Genomic DNA, 14,939 nt, shown 5'->3' with positions numbered 1-14,939 from the left:
CGAGCCGCGTCGGCGGTGGGCGCGGTGTGTCTGATGCCACGCGGTGATGCCGGACGCGGCTTGCGCCGCTGCTAAAGGGGATCGCGGTGCTTCTGTAGCAGCGGCGCGAGCCGCGTCGGCGGTGGGAGCGGTGTGCCTGATGCCACGCGGTGATGCCGGACGCGGCTTGCGCCGCTGCTACAGGGGATCGCGGTGCTTCTGTAGCAGCGGCGCGAGCCGCGTCGGGGTTCAGCGCGTTACTCGTTCCTGGCCAGGGCTGTGGTTGAACAGGCGTTTGTATTCCCGGCTGAACTGCGAGGTGCTCTGGTAACCCACGCGCAACGCGACCTGGTTGACGTTCATTGCATCCGCGACCAGCAGCGCGCGCGCCTTGAGCAGGCGCAGGCGCTTGATGTACTGCACGGGCGAGGCCAGCGTATTGCGCTTGAAATGCTCGTGAAACGTCGAAGCACTCATGTTCGCCCGTCGCGCCAGGTCGTCGACTTGCAGCGGCTGCTCGTAATGCGCGTGCAGCTAGGACAGCGCGCCGGCGATACGTGCGAATTGCCCTTGCTGTTCGACCAGCGCGCGCAGCACATGCCCATTGGGACCGCGCAGTGCGGTGTAAAGCACCTCGCGCAACCGGGCCTGCGCCATGGCCAGGCGCTCCTGGGGATCATGCAGGCACTGCAGCAGCCGTTCCACCGCGCCGCGCATGGCGTCGTCCAGCGCTACGGCAGTCATCGACTCGGTGGTCTGTGCCTGGCTCGGGCCGGGCTCCATGGCCAGCACCAGTTCACCCAACAGCGTTCGATCGATCGGGATAGATACACCGAGCAGGGGCAACTGCTCGCTGGCGAAGGTCTCGCACTCGAACGGCACTGGCAGTGCCTGTATCAGGTAGTGGCCCGCACCGTATTCCAGGGTGCGCTCGCCCAGGTACGCCAGTTTGCTGCCCTGGGCGATCACCATCAGGCTCGGTTCGTAGATCTGCGCGGTCCGCGCGACGTGGCTGCGGCACGAAACCACGCGCAGGCCGTCGATGGCCGTCGGGATCCAGTCATCGGCAATGGCCAGCGGGCGAATCAGCTGTACCAGGCGGGCGTTGGCGTCGAGGTGTTTGGTCAGGCTCATGGGATACCACAGATCAGGCATGAAATCAGTCGTGGATCATCGCACGTTCGGGCCCCGTTTGCGGGGTGCTCGGAGGAATGGGCATTCATTGCGCAGGATCGGACATGGCCGCAGGCGCGCGGGAAAGCCACAATCTAAGCCTGATCATTTTTCGTTTCGAGAGGTTTACCATGTCCAAGGCACTCGGCTACGCCGCGCTTTCGCCCACCACGCCCCTGGCGCCCTTGAGCTTCGAACGTCGCGCCTTGCGCCCTGACGATGTCAGCATCGAAATCCAGTATTGCGGCGTCTGCCACTCTGACTTGCACCAGGCCCGCAACGACTGGGGCATTGCGGTGTACCCACTGGTACCGGGCCACGAAATCGTTGGCCGCGTGGTTGCCGTCGGTTCCCAGGTGCAGAAGTACGCCGTGGGCGACCGCGTCGGCGTGGGCTGCATGGTCGACTCGTGCCAGCATTGCGATGCCTGCCACGCGGACCTGGAGCAGTACTGCCTGGAAGGCCCGACCATGACCTACGCCACGCCTGATCGCGTGGACGGCAGCAACACCATGGGCGGTTATTCCGACAGTATCGTGGTCAGCGAGAATTTCGTGGTGCGCATTCCCGACGGCCTCGACCCGGCCAACGCCGCGCCGATCCTGTGCGCCGGGATCACCACCTATTCGCCGCTCAAGCATTACGGCGTCAAGCCGGGTGACAAGGTCGGCATTCTGGGCATGGGTGGCCTGGGCCACATGGGCATCAAGTTCGCCAAGGCGCTGGGCGCCGAAGTGACCCTGTTCACCCGTTCGGCGAGCAAGGCTGCCGAGGGCCGTCGCCAAGGTGCGGACCATGTGATCGTATCGACCGATGCCGAGCAGATGAAGGCCGCCGCCGAGACCTTCGACTTCCTGCTCGACACCATTCCGGTGCCGCACGACCTGAACCCCTACCTGGAAACCCTGCGCTTCGACGGTGTGCACATTCTGGTCGGGCTGATCCAGCCGGTAGATCCTGCCCTGCATGCGGCCAACCTGGTGCTCAAGCGCCGCGTTCTGGCCGGTTCGTTGATCGGTGGTATCAAGGAAACCCAGGAAGTCCTGGATTTCTGCGCCGAGCACGACATCACCTGCGATATCGAGATGCTGGACATCAAGAACATTAACGAGGCGTTCGAGCGCATGCACGCCGGTGACGTGAAGTACCGCTTCGTGATCGACATGGCCACCCTCAAGGCCTGATGCGGCAGGGTATAACCTGTGCAGGAGCGGCCTGATGCCGCGAACCGGGCGCTGCGGTGTGTCAGTCAATCCGCGGTGTGCTTTTCGCGGCCGCTGACCGCTCCTACGGGTACGCGGTTACCTGTAGGAGCGGTCCATGGCCGCGAACCGGGCGCTGCGGTGTGTCGGTCAATCCGCGGTGTGCTTTTCGCGGCCGCTGACCGCTCCTACGGATACGAGGTCACCTGTAGGAGCGGCCTGAGGCCGCGAACCGGGCGCTGCGGCGTGTCAGTCAATCCGCGGTGTGCTTTTCGCGGCCGCTGACCGCTCCTACGGATACGAGGTCACCTGTAGGAGCGGCCTGATGCCGCGAACCGGGCGCTGCGGTATCGCGCTGCTACTTTATGCAACCATTCCTGCGCGCCAGCCTCAAAGCTGCAATCCGTGCCAGGAACATCCCCGATGTCTTCATCTTCCGCCCGCCCGTTGCGCATCGGTGTGCTGACGCACATCAAACACCCCATTCGCCAACCGTTCGCCGGCGGCCTGGAAGCGTTCACCCACGATGTGACATCCGGGCTGATGCAACGCGGCCATGACGTCACGCTGTTCGCCAGCTCGTCCAGCGATCCGGCGCTCAACATTGTCCCGGTGTGGGATGACACCACCTACAAGGACGGTCGACGGGCCTGCCTGAGCTCCGAGTACATCGAGGAGCATCACGCCTACCTCAAAGCGATGCAGAACATCGACGACCGCCGCTTCGACGTCATCTTCAACAACAGCCTGCACTATGTGCCTGCGACCATGGCCTCGATGATTCGCACGCCGATGCTGACGGTGCTGCACACCCCACCTTTCTTCGAATTGATCAACGCCTACAGCGGCGAGCGCCGCGCCGGGCACTTCGCGACCATCTCCGAGGCCAACGCACGGCAGTGGAAAGAGGTCGTTCCCGAGTGCCGTGTCATCCCCAACGGCATCGACCTGCAGCTGTGGTCGCCGCGCGCGGCACCGCTCGAGCATGCCATCTGGTTCGGGCGGCTGGTGCCGGACAAGGGCGCGCACCTGGCCATGGACGCCGCGAAACTGGCCGGCGTACCGCTGCGCCTGGCCGGTCAGGCGGTCGACCCGCGTTACTTCAAGGAGCAGATCCAGCCGCGCTTGAATGACCAGTGCCAGTACCTTGGCCACTTGGGCCGTGACGAACTGGCCATCGAGCTGGCCAGCGCGTCCGCCGCCTTGGTCACCCCGTGCTGGGAAGAGCCCTTCGGCCTGGTCGTGGCAGAAGCCCTGGCCTGCGGCACACCGGTAGCGGCCTTCGCCCGCGGCGCGGTGGGCGATCTGCTGACCGACGCAACCGGTGCGCTGGCCGCAGGCGGCGACGTTGAAGGCCTGGCACACGCTTTGCGCCTGGCCCGGCGCAAGTCACGCCTGGCCTGCCGCCTGCACGCCGAGAGCCAATGGAGCCACGAGGTCATGCTCGACCGCTACGACGCGCTGTTGCGGCAAGTGGCCGACGCCGGTGCCTGAGCGCGCACAGGTCGGCTACTACGTGCATCACCACGGCTCCGGCCATGGCATGCGCGCCCTGGCCATCGCCCGGCACATGGACTGCGACGTCACGTTGATCGGCTCGCGGTTGCCCGACGCCGACTACTCCTCGACGATCAAGGCCCTGCAGTTGCCCGGCGACACTGCGCCCGGCATGCATGTGGAGAGCTTTCCCGCGCTGCATTACGCGCCCTTGGCCGTGGACGGGCTGCGCGAACGCATGGGGCTTCTGGCCGACTGGATGCGTAGCGCCTGGCCGTGTCTGCTGGTGGTCGATGTATCCGTGGAAGTGGCGATGCTGGCGCGCCTGTTCGGCGTACCGTGCGTGTACATGCGCCAGCACGGCGAACGTACCGACCCGGCCCATCTGCAGGCCTATGCATCGGCCTCACGCTTGCTTGCGCCATACCCGGCCTCGATGGAGTGCAGCCAGATGCCCGACTGGGTGCTGGCCAAGACCGACCACTGCGGTTGGGTGTCCCGCTACAGCCAGCAAAGCAGCGCTCACGTGGCGCCTGAGCATGGCGCGGTGCTGGTGATCACCGGGCAGGGTGGCACGGCCTTCACCGTCGATTCACTGATCGCCATTGCCAGACGCTGCCCCGAAGATCAATTTCGTGTAGCCGGACCGCTGCCCGCCAGTGACCTGCCGCTGCCGGGAAACCTGACGCTGCTGGGGCACCTGGCCGACCCCTTGCCGGAACTGCTGCGTGCCGAGATCGTGGTAGGCAGTGCCGGGGACAATGTGGTCGCCGAGGTCGCGCATCTGGGCGGGCGTTTGATCGCCATTGCCGAGCAGCGCCCGTTCGATGAGCAACGCCTGCAGGCGTTGCAGCTTGAAAGGTTGGGCGTGGCACTGGGTGTGCTCGGTGTGCCGGCTGCAGATCAGTGGCCGGCTCTACTGCAGAGGGCTCGGCACTTGCCTGGTCGCCGCGGCTGGCAGGCATTGCTCAACGACAATGCCGCAGCCGACGCCGCTCGGATCGTTGTGGATACGCTGCACGGTCATTTTGGATCGAGCTGATGGAGGGCTGGCGCGCTCAGCCTGCCTTGAGCGCCAGCGGCGGAATGAACGCCTCGAGCTCGGCTTCCACCGCCTCGATGATGCGCTCGACGTCCGCGGCATTCATGACCGTTGCACAAGGCAGCCCGGCGATGGCCAGCAGGGTTTCGCCGCTGCTGCGGTCGAACAGCCTGGCCACCATGCTGCTGGGCGCATCCATATTGCCCTCGAAGCCCATGGGGTGAAAGTGCCAGCGCATGACCTGGCAAGCGTTCGGAAATGTCATCTTGTTCATCGCGCCCACCTGTTGCAGCCGCACGTGGCAGGGCAGGCCATCGGAATGGATAGCCTGTGGAGTATTAAAAGTAGCACCACCTGGATGACAGCTGTGCGCTTTGCCACGAATACCGGGCGATTTCATGAAGTTTCATGATCTGCGTCAGTTTTTGCAGGACGCAAGCCCCGTGGCGTCCGCTTTGCCGACCACCGCATCGCAGCCTCCGGGCTTGAGCATGATGGTCAGCAGCGCCGAGAGCAGCAGCGCCCCGCTCATCAACAGGTAGGAAGCGCCCGGGTTGCCGGTGCTGGCGTTGAGATAGCCAACCAGGTAGGACCCGGCAAATGAGCCCAGGGCGCCCATGCTGTTGATCAGCGCCATGGCACCTCCGGCCACGTTGGCGGGAAGGATCTCCGGCACGATGGCAAAGAACGGACCATAGGGCGCGTACATGCACGCTCCGGCGATCACCAGCAGTGCATAGGACCACCAGAAGTGCTCGCTGCCCAGCGCGTACGAACCGTAGAACGCCAGTGCCGCCAGCAGCAGCGGTGGCCAGACGAAGCGCTTGCGCCGTTGCATACGGTCGGAAAACCAGCTCACCACCAGCATGCCGATCACCGCCGCCAGGTAGGGCAGGGAAGACAGCCAGCCAGCCTCGATCATGTCCATCTGCGCGCCCTGCTTGAGAATCGACGGCAGCCACAGCACGAAGCCGTACACGCCCACGCTCCACAGGAAGAACTGCAACGACAGAGTGATGACCTTGCCCGAACGGAAGGCTTCGGCGTAGTTCTTCACCGGCTTCATGCCCACCTGTTCGGCGGCCAGTGCCTGTTGCAGATCGTCTTTTTCCTGCTGGCTGAGCCACTTCGCCTGGGCGGGTCGATCATCGGCCAGGCGCCACCAGATGAATGCCCAGATGACGGCGGGCAACCCTTCGATGATGAACATCCAGCGCCAGCTGTAATGCTGGATCAGGTAGCCGGACACCACCGACATCCACAGCATCGTCACCGGGTTGCCCAGTATCAGGAAAGTGTTGGCCCGCGAGCGTTCCGCGCGGGTGAACCAATGGCACAGGTACACCAGCATCGCGGGCATGACCACGGCTTCGACGACGCCGAGCATGAAGCGGATCACGATCAGCCAGTAGGCGCTGGAGACGACACCGGTCAAGGTCGCCAGGCTGCCCCAGAGGATCAGGCTGACGAAGATCAACTGCTTGACGCTGTGCTTCTGCGCATAGATCGCGCCGGGGACCTGGAAGAAGAAGTAACCCAGGAAGAACAGGGCGCCGAGCAGCGAGGACAGCCCCGGCGTTATGTTCAGGTCGGCGGCCATGCCCGAGGCTGCGGCAAAACCGTAGTTGGCCCGGTCCAGGTAGGCCAGGCTGTAGGTGATGAAGACGATCGGCATGATGAACCACCAGCGACGGCTGGCGAGTTTCACGGTGTGGCTGTGCATGGTCTGACTCCTGAGCATTTTGTAATTGTCGCAACAGGTAGGGCGTTTTGATTCATGGGTCCAGGGCGCAACGTTTTGCGGGTGTCTTTTTTGCGTGCGTCAGTGGCTTTCGTCCTCGATCAGCGCGGCGCGCATCGGCAGGCCTTCCATGTCGCCCGGGCTCTGTACCGCCAGGCTGCCGATCCAGTTGCCGCGGGCGGCGGCCTGGGCCAGGTCGCGGCCTTCGAGCAGGGCACTGATGACGCCCACGGCGAAGCCGTCACCCGCGCCGACCGTATCCACCACCTTGGCCACGGGGCGGCTGGCTACGTAGCCTTGTTGCTCGGCGCTGCAATAGAACGCGCCGTCCGCGCCCAGCTTGATCACCACCGCTTGCACACCCAGGTCAAGATAGAAACGGGCAATGTCTTCGCAGCGTTGGTGTCCAGTCAGCAACTGCCCTTCGGCCAGGCCCGGCAACACCCAGTCGGCCAGCGCAGCGAAGCTGTTGATCTGCTCGATCATGTGCGCCTGGCTGGGCCACAGCGACGGGCGCAGGTTGGGGTCGAACGAGACGCTCCGGCCTGCCGAACGCATGGCGGCCATCAAGCCACGGGTCAACGCATTCATGCTCGGCGACAGCGCCGGGGCGATGCCGGTGGCGTGCAGGTGACGGGCATCGAGCAGGCGTTCAGGCACATCGCCAGTGCCCATATGGCTGGCCGCCGATCCGCGGCGAAAGTATTCGACCGTGGGGTCGCGGCCATCGTCCTGCAGCGACTTGAACTGGAACCCGGTGGGGTGCTGTGAATCCACGCCGACATGGCTGCAATCCAGCCCTTCGCGTTGCAACGCGGCGACGATGAAGCGACCGAGCGAGTCGTTGCCCACTCGGCTCAGCCAGGCGACGTTGAAGCCCAGCCGCGACAGGCCGATGGCGACATTGTTGTCGGCACCGGCAATGCGTTTGCGGAAGCGCTCGACTTCGGCCAGTTCGCCGGTCTGCTCGGCGACGAACATGGCCATGGTTTCGCCGAAGCTCAGCACATCGAACTCAGCCATGGGCCACCTCCTGCGCGGCCTGGCCGAGGCGGGTGAGGGTGGCCACCTGTGCCTTGGCGACAGCCAGCAGGTCGCTGCCCTGCAACGGGTACTCGATGGCCCGCACCAGGCCTGGGGCCATGTGGCCGAGCAGGCGCGCCCACTGATGCAGGTCGGTCAGCTCGGGCGGCGTGGCGACCAGCTTGCCGGTCGTGGTGCGTTGTACGGCCTTGCAGTGAATGTATTCGACGAAACGGCCCAACTGCTGCGCAGCGCTCGAAACCGACTGTTGCTGCCATTGCCAGTTGCCGATGTCGAAGGTCATGCCCACCGGCACGCCTTGCCTGGCTATCGCAGTGAAGAAGTCGACCAGCGGCTCGATCCGCCCACCGTGGGCAGTCTGGTCGTTCTCGATCAGCAGGCGCACGGGTTGATCGCGCAACTGGTCATGCAGCAGGTGCAAGTCGCTGGCAGTGGAGTGAAAACCCAGCGAGACCTTGAGCCAGATCGCGCTGCACGCAGACGCGCGAGCGAGCGCCAGTTGCAGCTGCGGATTGGGCGCGGCCTGGCCGGGCTGCCACAGTTCGAGCGGCGAGGAATAGACGCAGGTAAGTTCTTGCGCGGCGATCGCACTGCGCAGGGAGGGCGCATCGAAGTCATCGAACAGCTCCTCGCGGAGTTCGATATGGCTGGCGCCGGTCTGGGCAACCAGCGGTGCCAGGCTGGCCTGACCCTGTGTACGAACATGGTCCGCGCCGAAGCTGGAAAGGCTGATGGAGACGGGATAGGGATGCATTGTTATTGTCCTCTGAAACCGGTTTCAGTTTTAAGCATGGGTACAGCGCACGCCGCAGCGCTTTTTCAGCGGAGCGGGGTGGAACCTCGAACGATCAGGTCAGGGGTGAAGTGGAACGTCTGGGCTGGACCTTGCGCACCCTGCAGCCGCCGCAACAGGCATTCCAAGGCTTGCACGCCGATGGCATGGGTGGGTTGGGCAAGGGCGGTAATACCGTTGCCTACCAGGGGGTACCAGTCGAGGTCGTCGAGCGCGATCAGCCCCACGTTTTCGCATGCCTGGTTGCCCAACTCCCGCAGGGCCAGCGTGCAGGCCAGTGCCGCCACGCCATTGGCGCAGAACAAGGCCTTGGGCCCGACGTCGGTGCTGGCAAGGAACGTGCGTAGTTGCTCGCCGAGGCCGGCACCTGTGTAGAACACCGTGCCGCCGGTGCGTTGCGCGAAGGCCTCGATGCGTTCGGTACGAGAACTGGTGCCATCAACCGCCTCACTGACCAGCGCAAGCTGGCGATAGCCGCGCTCGTGGAGGTGGTCGACGGCCATGTCGACGGCCATCCGGTTGTCCAGCCCGACAAGGTCGCTGGGCAGGTCGGCCACCTTGCGGTCGACCAGCACCAGGGGCAGTTCCCGTTGCAGTTCGCGCAGCTCATCCAGGTGGTGGCCGAGGGTGTTCACGATCACGCCTTCGACGTTGTAGGCACGCATGGCCTGCAACTGCTGGCGTTCCTGTTCCGGGTCGCGGTCGGTGTTGCAGACCACCAGGCTGTAGCCATGGCGGCGGCAGGCGGTTTCCACGCCATGCATGACGGCCACCGAATAGGGGTTGCGGATATCGGCCATGAGCATGCCGATCAGGCGCGTACGGCCGCGCTTGAGGCCGCGGGCCATTTGATTGGGGCGATAGTCGAGGTCGTCGATGGCGCGGGCGATGCGTGTGGCGATGACGTCGGACAGCAGACCGCGATCCTCACCGATGAAGCGCGAGACACTGGCCTTGGATACACCTGCGCGCTCGGCTACGTCGAGCATGGTCACGCGAGGGCGCACAGGAACGGAAAGACGGGTCACGGCCTGAGTCCTTTTATGGATGTTATGGGCAGGCGATCAGTGGATTGAAACCGGTTTCAGGAAACACCAAATCGAAGTGGCCGTCAACTGGCGAAGGTGGATATTCGCGCAGACGATCTGGGCATGAGGGGGGTGCATTTTCTAGTCTGGAACCGCGGCGCGACCTTCGCGGGCAGAGCCCGCTCCCACAGGGGATCGGGCTACTCCTGTGGGAGCGGGCTCTGCCCGCGAATCAGGCGACGCGGGTCAGCCAGCGGCGACGACGGTGATTTCCACCAGCAGATCGGGCGCGGCCAGGCGGGATTCCACGGTAGCGCGCGCCGGGGCGTGGCCTTCGGGTGCCCAGGCGTCCCACACTTCGTTCATTCCGGCGAAATTGGCCTGGATGTCCGACAGCCACACTTGCGCGGTGACGATACGGGTCTTGTCCAGGCCAGCCTGCTCCAGGAAGCTGTCGATCTTGGCCAGCACCTGGGCAGTCTGGCCCTTGATGTCCAGGCTACGGTCGGTGGCGGTCTGCCCGCCGAGGAACGTGAAGCCGTTGCACTGCACGACACGGCTCATGCGTTGGTTGGTTTCGATGCGCTTGATGTCCAGCATGGTGTATTTCCTCACGAGTGGATAAGGGATGTTGCAGGTTGTTCGAGCGTCGTCGCCGATTGCGCGAAACGCCCTATGGAAAACGGGTCGAGACTGATCGGCGAGGGCTCGCCAAGGATCTGCTGGGCCAGGCGCTGACCGGTCCCGGGACCCATCTGGAAACCACTGCCGCAGAAACCGAAGGAATAGCTCAGCTTGTCGGCCTTGCAGCTGGCGCCGATCACTGGAATGTCATCGGCGGTAAACGCCTCGACACCGGCCCAGACCCGATTCACACCCAGGTTGCGCAAATGGGGAAACAGGTCGGTTACCGTACGCGCGCTGGTGCTCAACCGGTCCATTTGAACCTCGCCATGGCGCGCGGCGAACTCCACCGAGCCTACCAGCTTGCCGCCGATCACTACGGTACCGTTGGCGAACTGTTTGAATGACAGCGCCCGCCCCGTAGCGCCCAGTACCGGCGCACAGAATGGGGCGACCCGGTGAGTGACCATCAGCATCAAGCCCTGCGGATGCACCGGCACCGGCTCGCCGACCTGTGCCGCCAGTTGCGCCGCCCAGGCCCCTGCGGTGACCACCAGGTGCTCCGCTTGATGCACGCCCGACCGCGTCTCGACCCGCCAATGAATGGCGCTGCGCTCGATGCGCAGTGCCGGCGTCTGCTCCAGGACCCGTACTCCCAGCCGCTGCGCAGCCAGGCGAAACGCGGTAACGGTGTGGTACGGCACGGCATAGCCGTCGCCGCCGACCCAGATACCACCCACCACATGGGGTGCCACCGTAGGTACCAATTCGAGCACCTGCTGCCGATCGATCAAAACTTCATGGGTGAAGCCCAAGGCATGCAACTGCTCCACACGGCGCTGGCATTCCTGCAGTTCAACGTCGTTCTCGGCCAGTTTCAGCTGGCCGCTGGCGACGAAGCCACCGTCCTCGCCGAGCACGTCCTGCAGGCCATGCCAAAGCGTTCGCGAAGCGAGGGCCAAGGGGATTTCCGCCACATGGCGGCCCAGGGTGCGCACGCCACCGGCGTTCACCCCGGAAGCATGGCGACCGCAATACTCCGCCTCCAGCACGGTCACCCGGACGCCGGCGCTAGCCAGGTGCAGGGCGGTGCTGAGGCCGTGGATGCCGCCGCCGATCACCAATACATCAGCGCCCGAGCGCTGGCGCTCAGTCACCGGCCAGCTCCCCGAGTGTGATGGGCTTGATCGGCGGACGAATCCGGTAGTAACCGACGTCACCTGCGGGCACCTGGCGCGCATCGGCGATCACTTCGGTGACGGTCAGGCCGCACAGGCGTCCCTGGCAGGGCCCCATGCCGCACCGGCCGAACGACTTCGCCTGGTTCGGACCGGCGCAGCCCATGGCGACGAACTGGCGCAACTGGCCGGCGGTGACTTCCTCGCAGCGGCAGACAATGACGTCGTCAGCCGGGATCCGATGCTCGTCGCGGGGCCGGTACAGCGCGTCGAGAAACGGTCTGATGCGCAAATTGTCGGTCAACGCCCGGCGCAGCTCGACGCCACGCCGATCGCGCTGCGGAGCGCCCAGCGCGCCCAGCCGAGCGGCGATGCCCAGGCCGGCCAGCCGGCCCTGCAGTGCCGCCGCCTGTGCACCGCCGATACCGCCTCCGTCACCGGCGACAAACACCCCTGGCACGTCCAGTTCGCCCCAGCTGTCCCTGAGCGGGCTGAAGCACAGCTGCTGCGGATCCCAGGCGTGGGTCGCACGCAGCGACTGGCTGAATTGAATATTGGGTACCACCCCCTGGTGCAGCAGCACGCAGCGACTGGCGATGCGCTGCGCCTTGCCGTTGGCGGTGAAGCTCAGCGCCTGGGCCGAATCGGTACCCTCGATCGCCAGCTGCGAGGCGCCGGTGAAATGGGCGATGCGCGCCTGGCGCAGACTGCGCATCAGCTCCAGGCCCTTGCGCAGGTAAGGCCAGGCACGCAGGGCCGAGACCAGATGACGCCGCGCGCGCCAGTAGTCGTCGCGGTGCGTGGTATCGACCAAGGCCTTGATCGGCACTCCGGCACGCAAATACTGCCAGCCCAGCAGGTACAGCAAAGGTCCGCAACCGGCCAGCACCACCGGCTCGGTGGGTACTGCGCCAGCGCTCTTGAGCAGGATCTGCGCCGCGCCCGCAGTCATCACTCCCGGAAGGGTCCAGCCACGGATGGGGAAGGGCCGCTCCATGGCGCCGGTGGCCAGCAGGACCGCGCGGGCCTGCAAAGTGTGCATGCGCCCACCCTGCAGATAGCTGACCTGATGATCACGACCCACCTGCCACACTGCAGCTTCCTTGATGTGCCGCACCGGAGTGTCCTCCAGGGCTCTGGCGAGCACGTTGCCGTGGGCATAGTCCGGTCCCAGCAGGTCGCGCCGGCTCAGCGGCGCCAGGGTGATACCGCGATAGATCTGCCCGCCAGGGCTGCCTTGCTCGTCCAGCAAGACCACGGCGAGGCCCAGCCCGGCCAGCTCGGTGGCACCGGCCATGCCTGCCGGGCCGGCGCCCACGACGACGACGTCGACGGATTCGGGGTTCATGGCTGCACCTCCAGGACGCTGACCGAGGGAACCTCGAACTGCAAGTCGCGAGCGCCTTCCTGGGAGCGCACCTGCATGCCGTCGACCACATCGATCAGGCAACTCTGCCGATTGGGCACGCCATCAATGCTGACCAGGCATTCGAAACACACGCCCATCATGCAGTAGGGCGCGCGCGGCGATTCGCTCACCGGCGTGGCCCGGAAGCGCTCGATTCCGGACATCAACAACGCCGCCGCCACGCTGATGCCTGGCGGTACGCTCAACGCCTCGCCGTTGAAGCTGAAGGTCACACTGCGGCTGCTGCGGGTTTCGCCGGCCACCGACTGGAACAGCGGGGCGCGGCTGGGGGCTTCAATGGGCATGGGCAAGCACCTTGTCGCTGAGAAAACGTTCGCCGTTGAACACGGCCAATTCGTCGGGCTGCGCCGCCCCCATCACCCAGGGCGCGATGCGCAGGGCGTGGGCGGCGGCCAGGGTTACACCGCTGTGGCAGGTGATGACGAAGGCCCCGGGGTGGGTCGACGACTGCTGGTAGATCGGGAAACCGTCCGGGCTCATTACCCGCAAGGCACCCCAGGCACGGATCAGGCGCACATCGCGCAGCAGCGGAAAGGTCGCTACGCCACGCTGGGCGATCGCCGAGAGCACACCGGTGGAGGTACTGTCGTCGAAGCCGACTTCTTCCATCGAATCGCCCAGTTGCACCGTGCCTTCGTCGGTCTGGCGGACATTGATGGTGGGATAGTCGAGAAACGGCTGGACCCGCTCGCTGACCAGTACCTGCCCGCGGTTGGGTGCGACCGGTGCATGCAGCCCGATCTGCGCGGCCAGCCCGGGGTTGCCCAGGCCGGCTGCGAGTACCACGCGCGGCGCACAGTAGGCCTGCTCCCCGGCCCAGATGCGGAAGTCGCCGGCACTGCCCTCGATGCGCTGGATGTGCTGGCCGCCTGCGAAACGCGCGCCATGGCGTTGCGCGGACGCATGCAGGGCGCGCAGTAGCTTCAGCGGGTTCACATGGCCGTCCTGGGGGGTATAACTGGCGCCGATCACGGCCTTGCCGATCAGCGGCAGGCGCGCCTTGAGTTCGCCGGCATCGAGCATCTCGAAGGGGTAGTCACCGACCGCCGCCTGCAATTGGCGCAGGCGCGCCTCGCGCTCTAGCAGTTCCTCGTCGCTGAAGCACATGTGAAAGCCACCCGGCTGCTTGAGGCTGACATCCACGCCACTGTCGGCCAGCAGCGTATCGCGCAGGTCGGCCCAGCGTTGCGCCGAAGAACGTGTCCAACGCGCATAGTCGGGCAGGTTGTAGCCTTTGCCCTGAACCCAGACCAGGCCGAAATTGCCACGCGAGGCGCGGAACGCATCGTCGCCCTGGTCGAGCACCACGGTGTCGGCGCCGTTGCGCGCCAGGCCGTAGGCCACCGCCGTACCTACCAGCCCGCCACCGACGACGATCACGTCGGCCTTGATCGCTGCCGTCGAGCGCTTCATTTGCCTTCTCCTATGAGCACGCGGTCCAGGCCTACCAGGCGATCCAGCACCAGCATCAAGATCAACGTGCCAACGATCAGCACCGTCGAAACCGCCGTGATCAACGGGTCGATGGTCTGGGAAATCTGGTTGTACATGGCCACCGGCAAGGTCGTGGTGCCGGGCGTGGCCACGAACACGGTCATGGTCAGCTCATCGAAACTCTGGATGAAAGCCAGCATCCAGCCGCCGACCACGCCAGTGCGGATGCGCGGCAGGATGACCCGGTGGAACGCCGTCCAGCGTTTGGCGCCCAGCGACAGCGCGGCCTGCTCGATGTCTTTCTCCAGGCCGATGGCGGAGGCCAGGGTCAGGCGCAATGCATAGGGCAGCACAACGATCACGTGAGTCAGGCACAGCGCCCAGAACGAGCCGCCAATCTGCGCGATGGAGAAGAAACGCAGGAAGGCGATCCCCAGCACCACGGAAGGAATCATCAGCGGCGAGAGCAGAAAGCCGGTCAATGTGCCGCGGCCGGGGAAGTCGTAGCGGCTGATGGCCAAGGCCGCCGGGATGGCCAGCAGCGTGGCGATGGTGGCCGACGCCAGGCCCAGCTTGATCGACAGCATGAACGCGTCGAGCATTTCCTGATTGTCCAGCAGGGCCCTGAACCAGCGCAGCGACAAGCCATTGGTGGGCAGTGACAGATACCCCTTGTCGGTGAACGCCATCGCCATCACCACCAGCAGCGGCGCGACGATGAAGCCGATGAACAGGGTATGGAACAGCAGCGAGAAAAAACCGTTCTTGTGCATGG

Annotated in this window: 14 protein-coding genes and 1 pseudogene; 3 read left to right on the top strand and 12 right to left on the bottom strand. The window is 65.2% G+C overall.

Going from position 1 to position 14,939, the window contains the following annotated elements:
* Positions 1–228 precede the first annotated feature (228 nt).
* Positions 229–1,113 (bottom strand): annotated as a pseudogene (locus IFT75_RS18680) (AraC family transcriptional regulator).
* Between the two features lie 170 nt (positions 1,114–1,283).
* Here IFT75_RS18680 and IFT75_RS18675 point away from each other — a divergent pair.
* The 3 genes from IFT75_RS18675 to IFT75_RS18665 all read left to right on the top strand — a co-directional run bounded on the left by IFT75_RS18675 (position 1,284) and on the right by IFT75_RS18665 (position 4,893).
* Positions 1,284–2,336, top strand: a complete 1,053-nt coding sequence (locus IFT75_RS18675; protein ID WP_185793405.1) for an NAD(P)-dependent alcohol dehydrogenase — start codon at positions 1,284–1,286, stop codon at positions 2,334–2,336.
* A gap of 441 nt (positions 2,337–2,777) precedes the next feature.
* Positions 2,778–3,848 (top strand): glycosyltransferase family 4 protein, encoded by a 1,071-nt coding sequence (locus tag IFT75_RS18670; protein WP_244646828.1) that lies wholly within the window; start codon positions 2,778–2,780, stop codon positions 3,846–3,848.
* Positions 3,841–4,893 carry a hypothetical protein gene (locus tag IFT75_RS18665; RefSeq protein ID WP_192056159.1) on the top strand — a complete coding sequence of 351 codons (1,053 nt, stop codon included), beginning with the start codon at positions 3,841–3,843 and terminating at the stop codon, positions 4,891–4,893. Before IFT75_RS18670 ends, IFT75_RS18665 begins: the two co-directional genes overlap by 8 nt.
* Positions 4,894–4,909: 16 nt before the next feature.
* Here the strand turns inward: IFT75_RS18665 and IFT75_RS18660 are convergent, their stop codons facing one another.
* The 11 genes from IFT75_RS18660 to IFT75_RS18610 all read right to left on the bottom strand — a co-directional run bounded on the left by IFT75_RS18660 (position 4,910) and on the right by IFT75_RS18610 (position 14,937).
* Entirely contained in the window at positions 4,910–5,185 is a 276-nt protein-coding gene (locus IFT75_RS18660; RefSeq protein ID WP_122478290.1) for a DUF1652 domain-containing protein, read from the bottom strand.
* A gap of 126 nt (positions 5,186–5,311) precedes the next feature.
* Positions 5,312–6,616 carry an MFS transporter gene (locus IFT75_RS18655; protein ID WP_192056157.1) on the bottom strand — a complete coding sequence of 435 codons (1,305 nt, stop codon included), beginning with the start codon at positions 6,614–6,616 and terminating at the stop codon, positions 5,312–5,314.
* 99 nt (positions 6,617–6,715) lie between these two features.
* The gene (locus IFT75_RS18650; RefSeq protein ID WP_192056155.1) at positions 6,716–7,657 is read right to left on the bottom strand and encodes a sugar kinase; all 942 of its coding nucleotides are present in this window, start codon (positions 7,655–7,657) and stop codon (positions 6,716–6,718) included.
* Positions 7,650–8,432, bottom strand: coding sequence for a sugar phosphate isomerase/epimerase family protein (locus IFT75_RS18645; protein WP_192056154.1), 783 nt, complete (start codon positions 8,430–8,432; stop codon positions 7,650–7,652). Before IFT75_RS18645 ends, IFT75_RS18650 begins: the two co-directional genes overlap by 8 nt.
* 65 nt (positions 8,433–8,497) lie before the next feature.
* Positions 8,498–9,460, bottom strand: coding sequence for a LacI family DNA-binding transcriptional regulator (locus IFT75_RS18640; protein ID WP_192056173.1), 963 nt, complete (start codon positions 9,458–9,460; stop codon positions 8,498–8,500).
* A gap of 285 nt (positions 9,461–9,745) precedes the next feature.
* The gene (locus tag IFT75_RS18635) at positions 9,746–10,099 is read right to left on the bottom strand and encodes a RidA family protein (protein WP_049859546.1); all 354 of its coding nucleotides are present in this window, start codon (positions 10,097–10,099) and stop codon (positions 9,746–9,748) included.
* An 11-nt stretch (positions 10,100–10,110) separates the two neighbouring features.
* On the bottom strand, positions 10,111–11,280 hold the full coding sequence (locus tag IFT75_RS18630; RefSeq protein WP_342214389.1) for an NAD(P)/FAD-dependent oxidoreductase: 1,170 nt from the start codon (positions 11,278–11,280) through the stop codon (positions 10,111–10,113).
* On the bottom strand, positions 11,273–12,649 hold the full coding sequence (locus tag IFT75_RS18625; RefSeq protein ID WP_192056150.1) for an FAD/NAD(P)-dependent oxidoreductase: 1,377 nt from the start codon (positions 12,647–12,649) through the stop codon (positions 11,273–11,275). Before IFT75_RS18625 ends, IFT75_RS18630 begins: the two co-directional genes overlap by 8 nt.
* On the bottom strand, positions 12,646–13,014 hold the full coding sequence (locus IFT75_RS18620) for a (2Fe-2S)-binding protein (protein WP_122478217.1): 369 nt from the start codon (positions 13,012–13,014) through the stop codon (positions 12,646–12,648). The genes IFT75_RS18625 and IFT75_RS18620 overlap by 4 nt, the downstream gene beginning before the upstream one ends.
* Positions 13,004–14,143 (bottom strand): NAD(P)/FAD-dependent oxidoreductase, encoded by a 1,140-nt coding sequence (locus IFT75_RS18615; RefSeq protein WP_192056148.1) that lies wholly within the window; start codon positions 14,141–14,143, stop codon positions 13,004–13,006. The genes IFT75_RS18620 and IFT75_RS18615 overlap by 11 nt, the downstream gene beginning before the upstream one ends.
* The gene (locus IFT75_RS18610; RefSeq protein ID WP_192056146.1) at positions 14,140–14,937 is read right to left on the bottom strand and encodes an ABC transporter permease; all 798 of its coding nucleotides are present in this window, start codon (positions 14,935–14,937) and stop codon (positions 14,140–14,142) included. The genes IFT75_RS18615 and IFT75_RS18610 overlap by 4 nt, the downstream gene beginning before the upstream one ends.
* Between the last annotated feature and the right edge of the window lie 2 nt (positions 14,938–14,939).

This window comes from Pseudomonas sp. CFBP 8758, from assembly GCF_014841725.1.
Lineage (GTDB): Bacteria > Pseudomonadota > Gammaproteobacteria > Pseudomonadales > Pseudomonadaceae > Aquipseudomonas > Aquipseudomonas baltica.
This window is presented reverse-complemented; position numbering and strand designations above follow the sequence as displayed.

What these genes read in the sequence shown, in the direction of transcription:
- IFT75_RS18675 (WP_185793405.1), top strand. Translation starts at nt 1,284, where the DNA reads ATGTCCAAGGCACTCGGCTACGCCGCGCTTTCGCCCACCACGCCCCTG.
- IFT75_RS18670 (WP_244646828.1), top strand. Translation starts at nt 2,778, where the DNA reads ATGTCTTCATCTTCCGCCCGCCCGTTGCGCATCGGTGTGCTGACGCAC.
- IFT75_RS18655 (WP_192056157.1), bottom strand. Translation starts at nt 6,616, where the DNA reads ATGCACAGCCACACCGTGAAACTCGCCAGCCGTCGCTGGTGGTTCATC.
- IFT75_RS18650 (WP_192056155.1), bottom strand. Translation starts at nt 7,657, where the DNA reads ATGGCTGAGTTCGATGTGCTGAGCTTCGGCGAAACCATGGCCATGTTC.
- IFT75_RS18645 (WP_192056154.1), bottom strand. Translation starts at nt 8,432, where the DNA reads ATGCATCCCTATCCCGTCTCCATCAGCCTTTCCAGCTTCGGCGCGGAC.
- IFT75_RS18640 (WP_192056173.1), bottom strand. Translation starts at nt 9,460, where the DNA reads ATGCTCGACGTAGCCGAGCGCGCAGGTGTATCCAAGGCCAGTGTCTCG.
- IFT75_RS18635 (WP_049859546.1), bottom strand. Translation starts at nt 10,099, where the DNA reads ATGCTGGACATCAAGCGCATCGAAACCAACCAACGCATGAGCCGTGTC.
- IFT75_RS18625 (WP_192056150.1), bottom strand. Translation starts at nt 12,649, where the DNA reads ATGAACCCCGAATCCGTCGACGTCGTCGTCGTGGGCGCCGGCCCGGCA.
- IFT75_RS18620 (WP_122478217.1), bottom strand. Translation starts at nt 13,014, where the DNA reads ATGCCCATTGAAGCCCCCAGCCGCGCCCCGCTGTTCCAGTCGGTGGCC.
- IFT75_RS18615 (WP_192056148.1), bottom strand. Translation starts at nt 14,143, where the DNA reads ATGAAGCGCTCGACGGCAGCGATCAAGGCCGACGTGATCGTCGTCGGT.
- IFT75_RS18610 (WP_192056146.1), bottom strand. Translation starts at nt 14,937, where the DNA reads ATGCACAAGAACGGTTTTTTCTCGCTGCTGTTCCATACCCTGTTCATC.